The organism is Dolichospermum sp. LEGE 00246, assembly GCF_015207865.1.
Classification (GTDB): domain Bacteria; phylum Cyanobacteriota; class Cyanobacteriia; order Cyanobacteriales; family Nostocaceae; genus Dolichospermum; species Dolichospermum heterosporum.
In genome coordinates, this window is the sequence record NZ_JADEWA010000050.1 from 1 (window position 1) to 19,292 (window position 19,292).

General features: G+C 37.8%; 20 protein-coding genes and 1 pseudogene. 10 read left to right on the forward strand and 11 right to left on the reverse strand.

Annotated elements, in window-relative coordinates:
• The first annotated feature begins 143 nt into the window (after positions 1-143).
• The 3 genes from IQ228_RS05645 (at position 144) to IQ228_RS05655 (ending at position 2,591) form a co-directional block, all read left to right on the forward strand.
• Entirely contained in the window at positions 144-1,499 is a 1,356-nt protein-coding gene (locus IQ228_RS05645; RefSeq protein WP_027402351.1) for a TrkH family potassium uptake protein, read from the forward strand.
• 273 nt (positions 1,500-1,772) lie between these two features.
• The gene (locus IQ228_RS05650; RefSeq protein WP_035081704.1) at positions 1,773-2,321 is read left to right on the forward strand and encodes a hypothetical protein; all 549 of its coding nucleotides are present in this window, start codon (positions 1,773-1,775) and stop codon (positions 2,319-2,321) included.
• 33 nt (positions 2,322-2,354) lie between these two features.
• The gene (locus IQ228_RS05655) at positions 2,355-2,591 is read left to right on the forward strand and encodes a tetratricopeptide repeat protein (protein WP_193962378.1); all 237 of its coding nucleotides are present in this window, start codon (positions 2,355-2,357) and stop codon (positions 2,589-2,591) included.
• Between the two features lie 101 nt (positions 2,592-2,692).
• On the opposite strand, the gene IQ228_RS05660 is transcribed toward IQ228_RS05655, so the two are convergent.
• From IQ228_RS05660 to IQ228_RS05685, 6 genes are all read right to left on the reverse strand, one after another.
• Positions 2,693-3,214 carry a papain-like cysteine protease family protein gene (locus tag IQ228_RS05660; RefSeq protein WP_193962379.1) on the reverse strand — a complete coding sequence of 174 codons (522 nt, stop codon included), beginning with the start codon at positions 3,212-3,214 and terminating at the stop codon, positions 2,693-2,695.
• Between the two features lie 42 nt (positions 3,215-3,256).
• The gene (locus IQ228_RS05665; protein WP_193962380.1) at positions 3,257-3,799 is read right to left on the reverse strand and encodes a hypothetical protein; all 543 of its coding nucleotides are present in this window, start codon (positions 3,797-3,799) and stop codon (positions 3,257-3,259) included.
• Positions 3,800-4,605: 806 nt separating this feature from the next.
• Entirely contained in the window at positions 4,606-5,052 is a 447-nt protein-coding gene (locus IQ228_RS05670) for a PIN domain-containing protein (protein ID WP_027402355.1), read from the reverse strand.
• On the reverse strand, positions 5,053-5,349 hold the full coding sequence (locus IQ228_RS05675) for a hypothetical protein (RefSeq protein ID WP_051424300.1): 297 nt from the start codon (positions 5,347-5,349) through the stop codon (positions 5,053-5,055). It abuts the gene before it with no gap.
• 37 nt (positions 5,350-5,386) lie between these two features.
• Positions 5,387-6,082, reverse strand: coding sequence for a Uma2 family endonuclease (locus IQ228_RS05680; RefSeq protein ID WP_193962381.1), 696 nt, complete (start codon positions 6,080-6,082; stop codon positions 5,387-5,389).
• A gap of 70 nt (positions 6,083-6,152) precedes the next feature.
• Entirely contained in the window at positions 6,153-6,602 is a 450-nt protein-coding gene (locus IQ228_RS05685) for a hypothetical protein (protein WP_027402358.1), read from the reverse strand.
• Positions 6,603-6,702: 100 nt separating this feature from the next.
• Between IQ228_RS05685 and IQ228_RS05690 the strand changes: the two genes are divergently transcribed.
• Positions 6,703-7,398 (forward strand): TrkA family potassium uptake protein, encoded by a 696-nt coding sequence (locus tag IQ228_RS05690; protein WP_027402359.1) that lies wholly within the window; start codon positions 6,703-6,705, stop codon positions 7,396-7,398.
• 294 nt (positions 7,399-7,692) lie between these two features.
• Here IQ228_RS05690 and IQ228_RS05695 read toward each other — a convergent pair whose 3' ends face one another.
• On the reverse strand, positions 7,693-8,760 hold the full coding sequence (locus tag IQ228_RS05695; protein WP_080683859.1) for a tetratricopeptide repeat protein: 1,068 nt from the start codon (positions 8,758-8,760) through the stop codon (positions 7,693-7,695).
• A gap of 342 nt (positions 8,761-9,102) precedes the next feature.
• A complete protein-coding gene (gene queA / locus IQ228_RS05700) occupies positions 9,103-10,245 on the reverse strand; it encodes a tRNA preQ1(34) S-adenosylmethionine ribosyltransferase-isomerase QueA (RefSeq protein ID WP_027402360.1) in 1,143 nt (380 codons plus the stop codon).
• A 306-nt stretch (positions 10,246-10,551) separates the two neighbouring features.
• Between queA and IQ228_RS05705 the strand changes: the two genes are divergently transcribed.
• The gene (locus tag IQ228_RS05705) at positions 10,552-10,941 is read left to right on the forward strand and encodes a hypothetical protein (RefSeq protein WP_027402361.1); all 390 of its coding nucleotides are present in this window, start codon (positions 10,552-10,554) and stop codon (positions 10,939-10,941) included.
• A 52-nt stretch (positions 10,942-10,993) separates the two neighbouring features.
• Here the strand turns inward: IQ228_RS05705 and IQ228_RS05710 are convergent, their stop codons facing one another.
• Entirely contained in the window at positions 10,994-11,434 is a 441-nt protein-coding gene (locus IQ228_RS05710) for a YraN family protein (RefSeq protein WP_027402362.1), read from the reverse strand.
• A gap of 14 nt (positions 11,435-11,448) precedes the next feature.
• Here IQ228_RS05710 and IQ228_RS05715 point away from each other — a divergent pair, with 14 nt between their 5' ends.
• Entirely contained in the window at positions 11,449-11,952 is a 504-nt protein-coding gene (locus tag IQ228_RS05715; RefSeq protein WP_027402363.1) for a pentapeptide repeat-containing protein, read from the forward strand.
• Positions 11,953-12,236: 284 nt separating this feature from the next.
• Here the strand turns inward: IQ228_RS05715 and IQ228_RS26465 are convergent.
• Positions 12,237-12,329: pseudogene (locus IQ228_RS26465) on the reverse strand (Uma2 family endonuclease); the annotation flags it as partial.
• Positions 12,330-12,638: 309 nt separating this feature from the next.
• On the opposite strand from IQ228_RS26465, the gene IQ228_RS05720 reads away from it, so the two are divergent.
• Positions 12,639-13,529, forward strand: a complete 891-nt coding sequence (locus IQ228_RS05720) for a DUF4922 domain-containing protein (protein ID WP_193962382.1) — start codon at positions 12,639-12,641, stop codon at positions 13,527-13,529.
• Positions 13,530-13,607: 78 nt separating this feature from the next.
• Positions 13,608-14,966, forward strand: coding sequence for a cysteine desulfurase-like protein (locus tag IQ228_RS05725; RefSeq protein ID WP_027402365.1), 1,359 nt, complete (start codon positions 13,608-13,610; stop codon positions 14,964-14,966).
• 90 nt (positions 14,967-15,056) lie between these two features.
• Here the strand turns inward: IQ228_RS05725 and IQ228_RS05730 are convergent, their stop codons facing one another.
• Positions 15,057-17,330 carry a bifunctional (p)ppGpp synthetase/guanosine-3',5'-bis(diphosphate) 3'-pyrophosphohydrolase gene (locus IQ228_RS05730; protein WP_193962383.1) on the reverse strand — a complete coding sequence of 758 codons (2,274 nt, stop codon included), beginning with the start codon at positions 17,328-17,330 and terminating at the stop codon, positions 15,057-15,059.
• 294 nt (positions 17,331-17,624) lie between these two features.
• Between IQ228_RS05730 and patD the strand changes: the two genes are divergently transcribed.
• Positions 17,625-17,981: a heterocyst frequency control protein PatD gene (gene patD, locus IQ228_RS05735; RefSeq protein ID WP_193962384.1), complete on the forward strand. Its 357-nt coding sequence runs from the start codon at positions 17,625-17,627 to the stop codon at positions 17,979-17,981.
• Positions 17,982-18,385: 404 nt separating this feature from the next.
• Positions 18,386-19,292 (forward strand): hypothetical protein (locus IQ228_RS05740; protein WP_193962385.1); only part of this gene is annotated, 907 nt, incomplete at its 3' end.

The window sequence follows — 19,292 nt, forward strand, 5'->3', positions numbered from 1 at the left end:
GGTTGGGGGTGGGGTTCTTGTATTTCACTCAACCAATAACCGCTACAGGGATATTTTTACGCCAGGGAATAACTCATTAATTCTACCTTGGGAATATATAAAAATAACCTAACTGCATGAAATTTCTTCATTTTTAATCACTTATGACTGTTGCGCGGACAATTTGTTTGGGATTTATTGCTGTCATTCTTTTGGGAGCAATTCTCTTAACAATGCCTTTTTCAACTGGTAACGGTAATTGGAATGACCCAATTGTTGCCCTATTTACTTCAACTTCAGCGGTTTGTGTCACAGGATTAGCAGTGGTAGATACTGGGACTGAATTTTCCTTTCTAGGTCAGTTATTTATTGCTCTATTAGCCCAGATTGGTGGTTTAGGTTATATGACAACTACCACATTTTTAATGTTATTAATTGGCAGAAAATTTGACTTGAGACAAAAAGTAGCAATTCAGCAAGCTTTAGACCGTCCAGGCATGAGTGGTAGCTCTCAAATTATCCGTTCTATTATTGCGACCACTTTATTATTTGAACTCACGGGAGTATTTTTATTAATGATAGCTTTTGTTCCCGAAAAAGGTTGGCAAGAAGGAACTTGGTTAGCTATTTTTCACAGTGTCAGTGCTTGGAACAATGCTGGATTTAGTTTATTTAAAGATAATTTAATTGGCTATCAATCTTCTCCTTTAGTGATTATCACAATTGGCTGTTTAATTATCTTTGGAGGTATTGGTTATCAAGTAATTTTGGATATGTATTTGTGGTTGCGAGACAGCTTTACCTATCAAGGTAATCGCCTCGTTAGAAAGACAAGTTGTTTAATATTCTCTCTAGATTTTAAGGTTGCTACTAGCACAACTTTAATATTATTAGTGCTAGGAACAATTGCAATTTTCTTTATAGAAATCAGAAACGATAGTGTCTTTGGACAATTAAGTTTATCTGATAAAATATTAGCCGCTTGGTTTCAGTCAGTCAGTACCAGAACCGCTGGTTTTAACAGCATTGATATTGGCAAAATGACTAATGCGGGATTATTCATTATGATTGCCCTGATGTTTATTGGTGCAAGTCCAGGAGGTACAGGAGGAGGAATCAAAACCACTACTTTACGAGTTCTGACCAGTTGTACAAAGGCAATTCTCCAAGGCAAAGAAGAGGTATTATTATATAATCGTAAAATTGCCATTTCTTTAATTTTAAAAGCTGTGGGGGTGGTATTCGGTTCATTAGCAACAGTGATTTTTGCCACCATTTTAATTAGTATTACTGACCCCAAATTGGCTTTTATTCAAATTCTTTTTGAAGTAGTATCAGCCTTTGGTACAGTAGGACTTTCCACAGGGATTACAGCTACTCTTTCTACCGCAGCAAAATTAATTTTAATTCTCACCATGTATATTGGTCGCGTTGGTATTTTATTATTGATGTCATCTATACTAGGTGATCCTCGTCCTAGCAGAATTCACTATCCTGAAGAAAATCTCCTTGTTGGATAATCACCAATTAGTAATTGATATAGAACTCAGGAAGAACGGAAATTAGATACCACATTCCCCAGTTATTATACTCAAAACGGCTTGATTGTTTGATTCTAAACGTAGGGGGTTAGCTCTTGCTTTACCCCTACACATCTGGGTTCTTTGTCATTTGGCAAAAGTACAGAGTTGAAAAAGATTCAAAGTCAATGGGAACAAAACTATCATGTCATTTATTTAGAAGTAAATGAAGAAACAGATATTAATGATATCCTAACCCAGTGGTGAAGCAAAATGAATTCTTCCAAAAAGCACAGGCAGAGATTACAACATTATTTTAACGCCGAGTTAGGGCAATTTGTCACTCTGAATCAAGATATTTTGGCGGAATTATTGACGTTTATTGATTTCTCTGAAAAGTTCACTTTGGGATTTATTGAGATTAATTTTCCTCCTGATAGAGAGTTATTAATTGAGGCATTAAAAACAAATTCTCAATGTGAGGAAATTCAATTTGTAATTCTCAAATTTGCTGATCCTAATTTGCGCTTTTTACGTGATGAAATTGTCAAAAAATTGCCAAAAATTGAAAAAGAAGCAAATAAAAAGTTAGTATTAATTATTCAAGGTTTAGAAAAATCTATTGGTGTGTTTGGTGAATATCCGCCATTTTTACAAGATTTGAATTTTGTCAGGGATGCTTATAAAAAAACTGTCCCTTATCCTATTTTGTTCATTTTACCAGATTACGCTATTAACCGATTAGCTAAATTTGCTCCTGATTTTTGGGCTTGGCGTTCTGGTGTATTTAGATTTAAAACTTTAGAAAATCTCATTACTTAAACTTTACAAATTTGGGAATAAGTAGCCGAAGAAATGCGGGAATATGCCCAAGAATGGGACTTTTATCAACAAGCTTTAGCTATCTGTGTCGAATTTGGCGATCGCTATGAACAAGCTGATACCTACCACCAGTTGGGAATAGTAGCCCAAGAAATGCGGGAATATGCCCAAGCACGGGACTTTTATCAACAAGCTTTATCTATCAAAATCGAATTTGGCGATCGCTATCGTTACTTAAACGCTGACAAAATGTTTTTACACTCCTATTAAATGAAGTTGAGGAACTGAAAAGCATATTAGTTACCAGCTTAACCAAACTTACAGATGTGACTTATAGTATCGGGTACAAGCAAATGTTAGATAAGAAACTATTAGTAGCGGCTTTTGTCTTTTACAAGTAGAACGTCAGGAAAACCGTCTAGCATTCCAGCATTTAGCCATTCAACTGATTTAACTTTAGCTTCTGGTTCCCACGGATCATTGTAATGAATAGAATTTCCTTGAATACCAGTAACTACAACTGCATGAGCTACTTTTGGCTTGTGATCAAGATAATAACCAGCAATCCATATGGGTCCATACTCTCTAAGGGATTCCATAATGAATTTATTAGTTATGACTAATTCTGGTCTTTTAAGAACTCTGAGTCCTTCAACCTCGGCTAGTTCGTTAATTGCGTTGATGGAAATTCCACGATCCTTCGTCCAGATATTCGGTAGCCCTAGCCTTGGACCTGCACGGAAATAGTAAGAAACCATACACGCAGATGCATACCAACACGCCATAAATCCATGTTGTACTAGATCGCTATACCTATCTGGTTGCAATAAGGGAGAGCCATCATAACCATCTTTCTGACCCACAAGAGGAACATTCAAGAAATATTCTTCCATTGTGTTTCTCTATTGCCTAAAGTTACTCATGGTTGAAATTTTTCAAGATTCGTTGATTTTCTGGTTATCTAACTTTAAACTGGTCTGAATTTGTTCATGTGACATCTGACAAAATGCCCCCTTTGTAGCCTTAGCTAATATCAGTAGAACTGCTGTTGCAAGACCGATGGCTAGAGGTCCAGTAAAGCCTAAAGCACTCACCATCCATGCGGCTAAAGATGTAGCAATTCCTTTCATTGAGATATCAGATGCCTGACTAATTTCTTTGGCTTGCTGTTCAATGCAAATGATCTCATAAACCTCTTTAAAGAAGTATTTCAGGAAATTTTGTGTCCAACTCAATACACCAACAAGATATGGTGAGTCTAGTACACCTCCAATACGATTATTATCCTCTGACTCTTCAAGTTGATCGTACAAAAAGCCCTCGAAGTTTTTTAAGTCCTCTGCACTAACCTTAAAATTTACTCCTTCCAAGAAATCAGTATTCTCAGATTTCACTTTGCTTTGTATTTCAAACAAAGAATTTTGTGCCTTCTGAACTTGGCTTCTAAATTCATCTGTAATTTTTTCCTGAATACACATCTGTAATAACTCCTTAATTGTTCAAACTACAAAATTTTTAGATACTCTGTAACTCAAGTTAAAGAATATCCGAATCATTCGTTTAACTATTTATTATGCGAAAACTTTCCGTATATCATATTAAGCGATTCAGCTATGGAAAGGATTAGAAGCATTTTAATGATAATATCAAGAAATATTCTAAATATCCAGAAAACTTTGTTTTTAATTTAGATTTGGTTTGAGGATTTTTTCTACGATTGTAGAATGTCTACCTTCTGCGATCGCTTTGTTATTTGTAGGTATCGCTAATCATTACCTAAGACAATTAACTGATTGGGCTGTGTTGTTTGTTGTGCAGCTAAATCGAATAAACAGCATTAGTCCTGAGTCTTTACAAGGGTTTGAAATCACACATATTCGATTTTCGGAGATGCATAATAGAATTTGTACTTATTGTTTTAATATTAGAAGTTTTATAAAATAAAAAATAGTAAGCAAGCTAAAGTTCAATGCTTACTAAGTGAAATAAACACTAGGAGGTTTAGAGGATGTTTAATTTTAAAAAAGAGAAATCGTCGGAAGAAAAACCATTATTAGCCCGATATTGGTAATCTTGGTGTATTACAAAATGAAGTGCGAAATGTGGGTTATATGGACAATTAGGGTTACTTGCAGAAGCACAGGAAGATTATACAGAAGCTAGAACAAATTTACAAAAAGCCTTAGAGATATATGTTGAATATAAAGAGGAATATAGCGCGAATATTGTGAGGGAGATTTTAGAGAGATTACCAGAGTGATGGTAAAAAATAGAGTTTTCAGATTCATTCAGACGCTATCTTTGTGGGATTAACAGCTATTATTTCCGAGTAACGAGCAAAATCCTTGGTGTTAAATGTCAGAATGTGAGTTATCCCATGAACAAGCATTGCAGCTACAAGTCTCGCATCATGCACATTAATACCAATAACAGAATAAGTAATAACAAGCCTTTCCCATTCGGAATAAACTGCTTCGGTATCTAAAGCAAGATGAAAAATAGTTTTTAATCTTTGTATTTCTACTTCTGCTTCTATTGCTGTACGTCCTAATCCATTTCTCTCAATGGGACGAGTGTAAACATTCCAAAACTCAATTAAGTTTTGCGGCACGATATGTAATGTTTCGCCCTGACCTAACAATTTATTGATAGCATTGACAGCATTACTATTCATCGGATGAGATAAATCAACGCTACGTAATAATATATTTGTGTCTAGAAGATAAGGCATTTAACCCCTGTCACCATAAATACTTTCTCGGCTGATTGCTTCATCAGAAAGGGTTGGTAAATTCAGACTCCTGTGACTCTCTACCCATGCTTGAAATGCAGCTATCCGTTTTTCTGGAGTAGCAGTTTCATTAACTGGTCGTTCTTGTTGCGGTTCTACCAATTGCGTTAGTATTCTATCTAAATATGGTTTAATTTCTTCAGGATTACGGTTGGTTATATCAGCCAAAATTTGAGTGATTGTTTCCAAATCCTGCTTATGTGATTCTTGGAAAAAATGCAAAACTTCTGTATTCATAACTTGAGTTATTTGTGAATATTGGACTTAAATTATATCACAAACCTGATAAACGCCGTGAAAATTCCCTGTGTTCTTGTGAATTTAATCCGGTTTGCAATACTTCTAAAACCTTAACCATATCTCCTGCTAATAATGCCGTTACAGATAACCATAATCCGGGCATAACTTGACTTTTAATAATTCCCTCTGTATCAGGTTGCAGTAATATATATTCACTGTCATGTAACCCAAACCAATCTAATTTATTTTCTAAACTCTGCCAAACAATATATTCCTGAATGCCGTTACGTTTATAGGCTTTTTTCTTATCATATAAATCATAAGCTGCACTGCTGGCGGCAATTTCCGCGACTAATTCCGGTGCGCCTTCAATATAATCATCATCGGTAATTCGAGATTTTCCACCCAAACTTTCATCAATTAATAAAACTCCATCGGGTTGAGGTTCATTATCCTGATCTAATCTGATGGTAGGTTCTATTCCTAATTTAATTCCGGGGGTATGAATACGATAATTCCACAACCAACCGATTAAATTGCTATGGGGTTCTGCATGACGTTGAAAGCGTAAAGGTGAGGCCACGTAAACTACTCCTTCGATTAATTCAGCTTTTTTAATATCGAGACTTTCAGTATAACGACGTTCAAATTCATGGCGTGATAAGCGATCGCCATTTTCTAAAGGTAGAATTTGAGGAGTTGGGTTAGTTTGTGGCCGCTGCATTACCATTTGCTATACCTCCAAGAATTAATTTACACAATCAGCAGAGGACGGGGAAAACCCGCCCGTATATAATCAATTATGGTGCTGGGGGTAAAGTTCCACCACTAGCAGCCGGCGGTTCAGTGTAATCGCAAAATATATTAACCCCTATTTTCAGGATATATAAAACTATAACAGTGGCAATGGCAGGATCAAGAGGTAAACCACTAGATGAAGCTAAACCCACTAAGGAAACTATCACACCTGTAAGTAAAGGAGAACTGCCAGGATTTTTGGTGTATTCTTTGATTTGACCACGAAACCCGTCATCACCACAAAGTTCATTTCGCAAGGCTTTGAGGGTGATTTGTAAAAGTGACTTATCTCCCCCCATGATAACTTGACGATTTTTTTCTTGCCATAAATCTTGAAAAGCCGTTTCCATGTCGCCATTGTGCTTTTCTAAATGATCCATTGCTTCCAGTCCGGGGGTATAATCAGGCATTAATTCCCGCATAGCTTTGATTTCGCTGTTAGTTATTTGCATAGCTAATTTAGGTGGTTTACTTAATAGTATCAAAATCAACTACATTATGGACAGGGATTATTTATTCCTTATTTAGTGTACCAATTACCAATCACCAATCATGAATCTTTCATCCTTAAAATTTCTTCGCAGTTTACGTAAAGATAACCACCAATTTGCTGTAATTGGGTTAGGTCGTTTTGGTCGTTCTGTCTGTTCAACACTGCATAATTTAGGTTATCAAGTATTAGCTACAGATGTTGATGAAAAACGGGTTTCCGAAGCATTGAATGAAGAAATAGTTGGTCATGCTTTGCAACTAGATTCAACGGAATCAGCAGCCCTGAAAGAAGCCGGAATTTTTGAATTTGATACCGTTATTGTCGCCATTGGTAACTACGTTCAGGAAAGTATTATTACTACCTTAAATGTGAAAGAAGGTGGTGTACCTCACGTAGTTGCAAAAGCCTCTAGTGAAGTTCACCGCAAATTATTACAACGAGTGGGCGCAGATCATGTAGTATTTCCTGAATATGAAGCTGGTTGTGCTTTAGCAAGAACACTCACTAAACCGGGAATTTTAGAAAGATTTGATCTTGACCCAGATAACAGTATTGTGGAGTTAATTGTCCCTGATGAATTTCATGGGAAAACTATTGCTGAACTGCAACTGCGTAACCGCTACGGTTTAAATATGTTGGCTGTAAGTCATGATGGTAAATTTATCATTAATCCCGAACCAACTAAACGTTTAGAAAAAGGTTCTGCAATGGTAGTAATTGGTTGTAATAAAGATATTAATCGTTTACCAATATAGGGAATAGGGAATAGGGAATAGGGAATAGGGAATAGGGAATAATAATTTTTCAATGACAAATGACAAATGACAAATGACAAATTATTTTGGATTTGTGATTTGTTTATCTGGTGTCAAATTCGGTAAAGTAGTTTTCTCAGTTGTCGAAGTAAGTAATTGGACAAAAATATTTACAGTCATTGCGAGGGAAGGGAAGCAATCACAACCCTTGGAATTGCTTCATTTCACTTCGTTCCATATGGCTAACGCCACGCTACGCTAACGCAATAACATTGTGTAATTAATTCTGTCTCACTACTTATTTGCAGGTAAGTCTTCAACAGGGGGAAGATTTGCGGGTGCTTGTTCAAGTGGTGGAGTAGTAACTGCTGTTGCGCTACCGGGTTGATTTACAGGGGATTTTTTGGGTGCTAAAATTTGGGCAATTTGTTGGATGATTTGTTCAGTTTTGGCAACTTGCTCAGTATTTCCTGCTGTTACGTACTGTTGACGAGCGCGTATTAATGCTTGAGCGGATTCCTTAAAGACACCTTGATTATATAAAGCTACTCCTAAGTTATAGTGAGCAGAGGTGTTTTTAGGATTTTGCAGAATTGCTTCTTTATAAATATTAATTGCTTCAGCAATTTTACCTTGATTTACTAAAAGACTACCTAAATTATTGTAAGCTACAGAATTTTCAGGATCTATTTTTAAAACTTCCCGATAGGCGGAAATCGCCGATTCTACTTGACCTTCTTGTTGTTGAACAATTGCTAAGTTGAAATAAGCATTTTCATGATTTCTATCTAAATTAATTGCTTGTTCATAAGCAGAAATAGCATCTTGACGCTGATCTTGTTCATAGAATAAAACCCCCAAATTATAATGAGCATCAGCCAATGTGGGAGTTACCACTAAGGCTTGACGATAAGCTGTAATAGCGGCTTCTTTTTGTCCCTGTTTTTGTAAAGCTACACCCAAATTATAATAAGCTGATCCCAAATTTGGATTTAATCTAATGGCTTCTCCAAATTCTTGGATAGCTAGATCTAAGCGATTTTGTTGTAAAAGAATATTACCTAAATAATTTCGGGCTGCACCAATATTAGGATCTCGCTCTAAGGCTTTACGAAAAGCCATTTCCGAACCTTGATAGTCTTGACGATTATAAAATGTTACTCCCTGTTGAAAAGATATAGCTGCTTCTAAATCCTGGGAAACAACTTCTGCTGCTGATACCTGACTGTTGGGAGAATTAATAATTGCAGGTAAAGTCAAGATTAAAAATGCAGAAGAAGTAGAAAGGATACTCATTAACACTTGCTTGTATGTAGCCCTAGCTATGTTAAAAGACGGATATTTATGGCATTTTTGATACATGACTCATTACCCTTTAGTTATACTGAATCTAATCTAAGTAACTTGGCATAATTAAATACAAGACCTCTCTCCAAACCTCTTCCCTTGCAGGGGAGAGGCTTTGACTCCCCATTTCCTGGTAGGGAAGGGGGCTGGGGGGTTAGGTCTATCTTAATCTAATTTAAGTAACTTGGCATAATTAAATACAAGACCTCTCTCCAAACCTCTTCCCTTGCAGGGGAGAGGCTTTGACTCCCCCTTCCCTGGTAGGGAAGCTGGTAGGGAAGGGGGCTGGGGGGTTAGGTCTATCTTATATTTTTTAACGCCTACCTACTTATCTAAATTAGATTATCCATCACTTCATCAAAAATTCATAAGAATACTTTTCCCTTCTGGTAAGATCAACATAGCATCACCGAAAGAGTAGAAGCGGTATTCAGAACTAATTGCTTGCTGGTAAAGATCCAATAATCTTTTTCTACCAATTAAAGCACTAACGAGCATCAATAAACTAGAACGGGGTAAATGAAAATTGGTGATTAACCCCTCCACAACCTGCCATTTATACCCCGGATAAATAAACAAATTTGTCTTCCCGACAAAGGGCTGTAAATCTCCAGATTGCGCCGCACCTTCCAAAGCTCTTACCGCTGTTGTCCCTACCGCAATAATTCGTCCCCCAGCAGCCTGAGTAGCCCGAATTTGCTCAACGGTATCAGCAGGAACTTCAATCCATTCTTCGTGCATGGCGTGGGTAGTGACATCTTCTACTTCCACTGGGCGGAAAGTACCGATACCAACATGAAGGGTAATAAAGGCTTGATTAATGCCACAATTACGCAGCTTTTCTAGTAATTCTGGTGTAAAATGTAATCCTGCTGTTGGGGCAGCGATCGCTCCCTGTTCAGCCGCATACACCGTCTGATACTGTTCATCAGCCGCCGTAGAAGCCGTAATATAAGGAGGTAGGGGAATCTGTCCAAACTTCCCTAATACCTGCACTAAAGGAACTGCTGGGGGCAAATCAAACTGTAATAATCGCCCCCCAGTTTCTGGATCTGACTCAACAACTGTCGCCCTCAATTCCTGTTTATTCCCATCTCCTCCCGCTGTAAAAATAATCTCACTACCCACCTTAAAGCGCTTTCCAGGCTTCACCAAAGCCAACCAGCAATTATGCCCTCGTTCCTCCAACAGCAACACCTCCACCCCCGCACCTGTATCCTTACAGCCATATAGCCGAGCGGGAATTACCTTTGTATTATTCATAATCAATAAATCACCCGGTTTCAGCAATTCCGACAAATCACGGAAAATGTGATGTAGAGGTGGTATAGTTTTAGCAGTTTCGGGAGAATTTACTACCAATAACTTAGAACTATCTCTAGGAACAGCAGGGTTTTGGGCGATTAGTCCTGGTGGAAGTTCGTAGTCATAACCAGACAACGAACAATCTAAATTAACATTTTGTGTTTTCGCTTTATCTTGTATTATTTGTCGCTTCATATTAATCAAGTAATTGTTAAATTGTTATAATGGTATGCATTTAAATGAGCTACACAACTTACTGTAACCGCTATACATCACTTTTACTGCCTTTTCTTTCCATCTTCTTTATTCTCACTTCTGACTGGGCGCAGGCTCTGCGCCCCTACTTTTTGACTGGGCGCAGGCTCTGCGCCCCTACTTTTTGACTCCTGAATTATTGGGTAAATCTCCCCATAGAATAACGGGTGCTTTTACCCTACCGGGAACTCCACCCCATTAACGAAGATAGATAGGTAGAACTAAATTGAATCCCATAACACTATGATGGAATACTTGTACTATCTAGGCAATGCCACACTCACCCTGAGAATCGTTCAATACTTACATGGTAGACCACAACTTCCCGTTTCCTTTGTGAGCGTGATTCATCAAATTAATGGTTGGGTAGTCAGAATTAAACTCAAAGAAACAGTCTCAGATCAACAAGATGGTGATTTTCGAGCTTTCTTGAGTGAATTGGGAATTAGCTATCAGCCACCAATGAGAGTCCAAATGGCGTTTTGGAGTTTAGAATCTGGACAAACACCCATAGACGTAATGCGTCGTTACCAAGTAGCAGTTGTTTCTCATGGTAGCCCGGAAAGAGAAGAAATTGAAGCATTTAGACAACAGTTTGTTCGAGGTTTAGGGTATTGTCCAGAAACACTCGCTTAAACAATGCTAAATTAAGTGTCACAACGTAAAAATAATTTTGCAGTCATGATTATTACTGTTCAAAAGCTGCCTCAATATATTGTAGCAGCTTAAATTCATATCCAGCTATAGATAAACGCTCTAAAAATTCTTCGCTAATAATCTTTTTACTTTGTAATTGATAATGAACAAGTGCCACATCAAAGCGACAAGCATAATCAGCTTTTTGTGGATATTCAGCTAAAAATATTTCCGCAGTCCGCCAGATTTTTGCTTGTTTTTGGGGAGTAATGGCATTTTTCCCCCCTTCATCCCAATTACCAGAACTCCGGGTTTTCACTTCAACAAACGCCAGCATTGTGTCTTGATATTGGGCAATAATATCAATTTCTCCCCAACGACAACAAAAGCGCCGCTGCAAAACTTCCCAACCTGTAGATTGTAACCATTTGGCTACTAGGTCTTCACCTATGTTACCAATATCTGCATAATTAAATGGAGAAGGATTAGCCATTAATTAACAATACCATGAATACTAAGCATCCCAATTGGATAAGTATACTCAGTTTATTACTTTGGGTGATGATTTCCACCACAGTCTTAGCAGCTTTTGTCCCTTCTGCTGTAGCACTGGAATATAACAAAGAAATTCTTATCAGTGCTGATTTTTCTGGACGTGATTTAACAGATTCTAGTTTTACTAAAGCAAATCTTCGCTACAGTAATTTCAGTCACTCTAATTTAAGAGGTGTTAGTTTTTTCGCCGCCAATCTAGAATCAGCAAATTTACAGGGAGCAGACCTAACTAATGCTACACTTGATTCAGCGCGGTTAATTAGAGCCGATTTAACCAACGCCGTTTTAGAAGGAGCATTTGCAGCTGGTGCCAAATTTGATGGTGCTATAATCGAGGGTGCAGATTTTACTGATGTACTACTGCGTCGAGATGAACAAAAGAAACTATGTATGCTGGCAAAAGGTACTAATCCCGTGACAGGAAGGGAAACAAGAGATACCTTATATTGTTCTTAGATTCAGATCAGATCCCCGACTTCTTTGAGAATTCGGGGATCTGACGCTTACAGTATTTAGATATTTTGTAAAATTTGTGAAAGTGTTAATTTGAGTTCTGGAAATAATGGCGATATAATTAAATCATCACCTGTCTAAAGAATAAATAGAAATAGTTGGTTGTTTAGGATTACCAATAGACATCTGGTGAAAATTAAATATGCGTGACATGAAACCCCTGTAGAGACGTTCCATGGAACGTCTCTACAATCTTTACCGGAGAGTTTTATTGTGTTCACCTACTTAGGTGTTTTAATTAAAGCTGTTTTGGGGATAAAATAAGGAAGTTTAAGTTTTTTATATTCTGTAACTATTTCTTCCAATAAAAATCCGATAATTGTTACCCCCCTTTACAAGGAAAAGGTGGATAATAATGTGATGAAAACTACGGGATACCACTTTTAAAATAACCTCTTATGGAAAAGAATATTAATTTAATTTTTGCAGGTTGGGTTGAATGAAGTGTATCCCTTACGGGAGCCGAAGGCATAACCCAACATTGGCTTTAAGATAGTAAGAGTTTTTGGGTTTACTTGCGTCAACCCAAGGTACAATAAATGTTTACATAAAGCGAAAGGTAGAGCCGAAATTATTGATTTTATGTAACCAATTTATGATATAAAATTGTTAGTTATCTCCTATAAAATATGCACCAGCAGGAAATCCGACTTAAACCCGGTACATTATGGACAAGTCTCAAAAAAACCACCGAACTGGCTTTAAAATCTGGAGCTTTAAAATCTATTCCCACAGAGGTGGAAATTTTTGAACAAGATGGAATCAAGTTTGTTGTCAGAATTTTAGAAAATATCAATCGCAAAAAAGCTAATCAAGAAAAACAAAATCAAAAAACTGCTAAAACTGGTAAAGAATTTAATCCTTTTTTACCTTATGAAGAAGCTTTATTTGTGGCGGATATCTCCCCTACTCACGTTTGTATTTTAAATAAATTCAATGTTGTTGATTATCACTTTTTGATAATTACCCGCGCTTTTGAACCACAGGAAAGCCTACTTACCCTAGAAGATTTTACAGCTATGTGGGCTTGTTTAGCAGAATTTGCTGGGTTAGTATTTTATAACGGTGGTAAACTTGCCGGTGCGAGTCAACCACATAAACATTTACAAATTGTCCCTTTTGCAGAAACGGATATTCCCATTTCACCACTTGTAAAAGCTGCAAAATTAGATAATTCCCTGGGAACTATCCCAGAATTTACCTTTGTACACGCTCTCACTAATATTAACTTAGGAGAAAGTGCCGAAATAACCTTCAAAAAATATCATACATTACTACAAACCTTGGGAATTAAACCCCTAGAAAATAATATCCAATCAGGAGCATATAATCTTTTAATGACACGAGAATGGATGTTAATTGTTCCCCGAAAATTTGAAGAATTTGAATCAATTTCTGTGAACTCATTGGGGTTTGCAGGGACGTTGTTAGTCAAAAATCAACAACAAGTGCAACTATTAAAAAATATTAGCCCTATTAACCTTTTAAATCATGTTGCTTTTCCTCTACAACAACATTGAATCTTAGACTACAATATAAATTAATATATTTCTCCCTTTCTTTGCGCGAAACAAAAATCATCAAAAAGAGGAAAAATCATGGAATCTCTAGATATAAAATGGATTCGTTCCCAGTTTCCCGCACTCACACAAACAATCAACGGAAAACCAGCAATTTTCTTTGATGGACCCGGTGGCACACAAGTACCTGGTGGTGTACTAGACGCAATTAGTGATTATTTAGTCAGGTCAAATGCTAATGCTCACGGTGCTTTTACTACCAGTATGCGAACCGATGCCTTGATTATTTCTGCCAGGTCGGCGATCGCCGACTTTCTGGGATGCGATAATGATGAAGTAGTATTTGGCGCAAATATGACCACCCTCACCTTCTCCGTGAGTCGCGCTATCGGTAGAGAACTCCAACCCGGTGATGAAATAATTGTTACAGACTTAGACCATGCAGCCAACATTTCTCCCTGGTATGCTTTAGAAGAAAAAGGTGTGATTATTCGGACAGTTAATATTAATATTGCCGACTGTACATTAGATTTAACCGATTTAGAAAAAAAGATAAATTCCCGCACCAAAATAGTAGCAGTAACTTACGCTTCCAACGCCGTCGGCACAATTAATGATATTGCTAAAATAGTTAAAATTGCCCATAGTTTCGGAGCTTTAGTATATGTTGATGCCGTCCATTACGCCCCCCATGCACCGATAAATGTTCATCATTTAGACTGTGATTTTCTCGCCTGTTCCGCCTACAAATTCTTCGCCCCTCATGTAGGAATTCTCTACGGAAAAAGAGAACATTTAACCAGATTTTCCCCTTATAAAGTTAAACCCGCATCAGAAGAAGTCCCATCCAGATGGGAAACAGGAACATTAAATCATGAAGGTTTAGCAGGATTAGTAGCAGCAATTAATTATTTAGCAAAATTAGGTTGTCATGTTTCCCCAACCTTAGATAACGAATTACTTTCCTCCTTAATAGAAGCCGATAGAGAAGGCTTAACCACCTTCCATTGTCCGCGATTCTTAACTGAAAAAGAACAACCAAATCATGAATTAGTATCAGCTTATCATAGCCGTCGCGCCGCATTATTATCAGCCATGTCAGCGATTCAACAATACGAAAGAGAATTAAGCAAAAAATTGATTTCAGGATTATTAAAAATCCCTGGTTTAACTCTCTATGGAATTACCGAACCCAGCCAATTTACATGGCGCACACCAACAGTCTCTATCCGCATGACAGAAAAAACACCAGCAACCATAGCTAAAATATTAGGAGAACAGGGAATATTCGCCTGGTACGGAAACTTCTATGCAACCAACCTCACCGAAAAATTAGACGTAGAAACATCAGGCGGCTTATTACGAATAGGACTAGCCCATTACAACACAGCCGCAGAAATAGATCAACTTCTACAAACCCTCAATGAAATCGCGTAACAACCTTAAATCACAGCCATTTTCATATATTTTCTTCCTTTGCGCCTTTGCGCCTTTGCGTGAGATAATGAAAATAGCTGTAACACCCCACTAACCGCAGTCCTCAGTCTCACAAACCCGGCGAATATTCAGAATATCACTCATTTTCTTGAGTTGCACAAATAAATGTTCCAACTGAGAACAATCGCGGACATCAATTCCCAAATCCATCAACGCAGGTTGTCCCAAACAAGTTTTCACTTGAGCATGACGAACATTAATACCCTGATCACTCAAGCGTGACAATACATCTTTCAATACTCCCACCCTGTCCATAGCCTCAATTTGCACATTAACCGGATAAGTATGGGGACGGCTGCGGTTTTCCATAGCCAAATTCCAGCGCACTGGTACTAACCGCTCACACTCAATAGGATCTACATTATGACAGCCTTGGCGGTGGATAGAAATTCCTCTTCCTCGTGTGACTACACCCACAATTGCTTCACCGGGAATGGGGTTACAACAGCCAGCAATATGATGAACCAAACCCTCCATACCAATAATCGGGGAATCACTAGCACGGGAAGTAATTAGTGGGGTATCCCGTGAGGATTTTGGCGTTGGTTCTTTGGGGATAAATGGGACAACATCACTTACCGGTTGTCTAGCTTTCACAACTTCTCGCCAACGGTTCAGCGCTAAATTCGAGGTAATTTCCCCATAACCCAAACCGGCAAGTAAATCTTCCACACTGTGATAATTACATTTTTCGGCGACAGTGTGCATAGCATCTGATTTGAGCAAATTCTCAAAACCAGTTTTCCCCAATTCCTTCTCTAATAAATCCCGTCCTCTGGCGATATTTTCTTCCCGGCGCGATCGCTTGTACCACTGTTTAATTCGATACTTCGCCGCTGAAGTGCTAACAAAATTTAACCAATCCAAACTAGGATGACAATTCTTTTGAGTAATAATATCCACAATATCGCCATTATGCAAGCGCGTTGACAAAGGCACAATGCGACCATTAACCCGCGCTCCCGCACAGTGGTTTCCCACTTCCGTATGAATCCGATAAGCAAAATCAATACTTGTAGAACCAGGACTTAAAGGAACAACATCCCCCTTTGGGGTGAAGACATAAACATCATCTTCAAATAGATTATCCTTAACACTATCTAAGTATTCCTGAGCATCTTTTAAATCACTTTGCCAATCTAGCAACTGGCGCAACCAAGTAAACTTTTCATCAGAGCCTGTGACGGAAGTATTCTCAGAACCCCCAGTTTCTTTATACTTCCAATGGGCAGCAATTCCGTACTCCGCGATATGGTGCATTTCCAAAGTCCGAATTTGCACCTCCAGCGGGCGACCAGTCAAGCCAATTACCCCCGTATGCAAAGACTGATAATGGTTTGGCTTCGGCAATCCAATGTAGTCCTTGAACCTACCAGGGATAGGACGAAAAGAATCATGAACAACAGCTAAAGCGCGATAGCATTCTTCATTACTTTGGACAATAATTCGCAGCGCCGCCAAGTCGTAAATTTCATGAAATTCCTTTTGCTGCCGCTGCATTTTTTGATAAATGCTATAAAGGTGTTTAGGACGACCACTAATTTCTAAACAATTAATCCCCGCCTTGAGTAACCGACGGCGTAAAGTATCCGTAGCTTTGAGTAACTTTTCTTCCCGTGCCGTGCGTTTTTCCGCGACACATTTCTGAGTTTCTCGATAAGCCTCTGGTTCTAAATATTTAAATGCTAAATCCTCTAATTCCCACTTAATTTGCCAAATCCCTAAGCGATTCGCCAAAGGTGCAAAAATATCTCGCGTTTCCTGGGCGCTGCGTTGACGACTAGCTTCTGACATATATTGGAGAGTCCGCATATTATGCAAACGGTCTGCCAGTTTCACCACAATCACACGAATATCTTGCGCCATAGCCAAAAACATTCGCCGGAAATTTTCCGCCTGACTTTCGGTTTTGCTAGTAAAATTAATTTTCGACAGCTTGGTAACACCTTCTACCAATAGCCTGACTTCTGGACCAAACCGTGCTTCTATATCTTCACTTGTAACTTCTGTATCTTCAACTACATCATGAAGTAATCCGGCTGCTATCATAGCCGGACTACCACCTAGTTCACGGAGTATTTCCGCTACAGCAACAGGATGGGCAATATAAGGTTCTCCCGATTTGCGAACTTGACCACCATGTAGTTGATATGCAAACTGAAAAGCCCGACAAATTAAGGCATTACTGTTATACGTTCGGTCTTCTTCCTCTGTAAGTATTGGCGCTGGCGGTGTGATTAAACATTTGTTAAGCCAGTCTGGGAGAACAACATCAACAGGAGGTTTGACGGCTATACTACTCATAAAATAAAAAAGGTAATTTGTGGATAGGTGTAAGAGATAAGCAAAAATGACAGCATTTCTACAAGTAGATGCTGTTAACTGAAGGTTTAGAGACAAGGTTGGAGAGATGATGTCCTAACTGCCTGTGGTCATCACCCATTGTAGGTTTCTTTCAAACATAATCATAAAAATCTATTGACGGTAAACCAAGCCTCAAAATAAGATTTGAGACTTGTGATTTTGAACATGAACAATGGAAAGTTTTGTTGGATCAGAAAATTTTCTTGACACTAATACTATCTTAACTAGCAACAGATGTCTTTTAATTGTGATAAATATCAGGAATTGGCAACATTTCTAGATGAGTTTCGGACTAATGTAACAGCAGGTAAACTCAGTGCGGGGGAGTTACGTCCGCATTTAGCCAAGTTACAGGCGTTTTTTAGCCAGCAAATTGTTCCTTTGGTTGATGCTAATTCACGAGAACAATCCTATAAAACCGAAATAAGTAAGCAGTTGCGACTATTGGAAGTAGATATGATGTTTCTCCAAGGGGCAAAGCAATTAACAACATCACAAGCTAGGTTGAAAACTATTGAGGAGCGTATTGATACTTTAATTGGATATTGTCAAGCTATTACTCAACCTACGGAAGTTCAGGAATCAAAGTAGGAATTTGTCTCACGCAAAGGCGCAGAGGCGCAAAGGAAGAGTTTGAGAGATGGAATTTTTGCCTCTTGATGGGGAATAATGAAATTATGCCAATGCCTACATCAACCGGGGAAATGCACCCTCTAAGCCAGGTACGAAAGATCCCCGACTTCTTAATTAAATTTTTTGTAAATAATGAAGATCATTCAAATAAGTCAGGGATCTAAATCCGTCGGTTTAATTTTCTGATCTCCTTCTCTCTTCCTCTGCGTCTCTGCGCCTCTGCGTGAGAAAAAATATTTAACTTACCCATAAAAAATATAATTAACTACTTAATAAGTATATAAAACTTAACAAAAAAACCACTAAGGTCATAGGACAATGGTAAATTAATTTCAGTTGTAACTATTCTGAATCCTGTTTATATGTTTACCAAAATCCGTCGGCTTTCAAATCGGTTTTTTAATAACTCTCGGACAGTAAACAACGAACCACTGAATAAAGTGAGTTTAGTTGTCATTATTTTAGTTGATATTTTTATTTTAATTAATGTTTTTACGGGTTTAAATAATATTAGTGAATGGCATCTTAGCCCAACGCAAGCTTATCCATGTTATTCTGAATGGAATAATTATAAAACCCAAACTAGCAAAAATAAAGATTATGAATTTTTGAGGAGTTCATTACCTTACGGTAGCAATGAGCAAAGAGTTCAGCAAGCATATCAAGATGCAGAAATTGGACATTTGGGTAAAGTTTCCGAAATCTGTTTGAACTATGGTGAATCTAAAGATAAACTGAATAATCCTCAAAATCAGAAAATTCTCACCACGATAAATCAGACGCAAGATAAAATTAGTCGTCTTGAACAAGCAAATACTACCATTCGTCAGCAATATGATTCAACCTTATTAGAAAAAATTGCCGGTCAGTCTTCAGGTAATTCTATTAATCAGGTTCGCGCTGAAAAAGCTAAACAGGCATTAACACAAAATAATCAGAAAATTGCCAACTTAAAACAGGAAATTGCTAATCTGCAAAATCAACTCCTAACAAAACCCGAAAGTGTTAACTTCTTGTCTTTTGCCAAAGATGAAACTAAATTTAATCAAATTGCTAAAGGCTATAAAGATGCTTCCTTTTGGTATCCTAGCATTCAATTAGTTTTTCAAGCTATCTTTTTAATTCCACTAATTCTGATGGCATTATTAGTTAATAATTTTAGTCAACGGAAAGGATATGGATTAATAGGATTAATTAGCTGGCATTTGCTAGTGATATTTCTCATTCCGCTAATTTTGAAAATATTTGAATTTCTGCAAATTGGTGTAA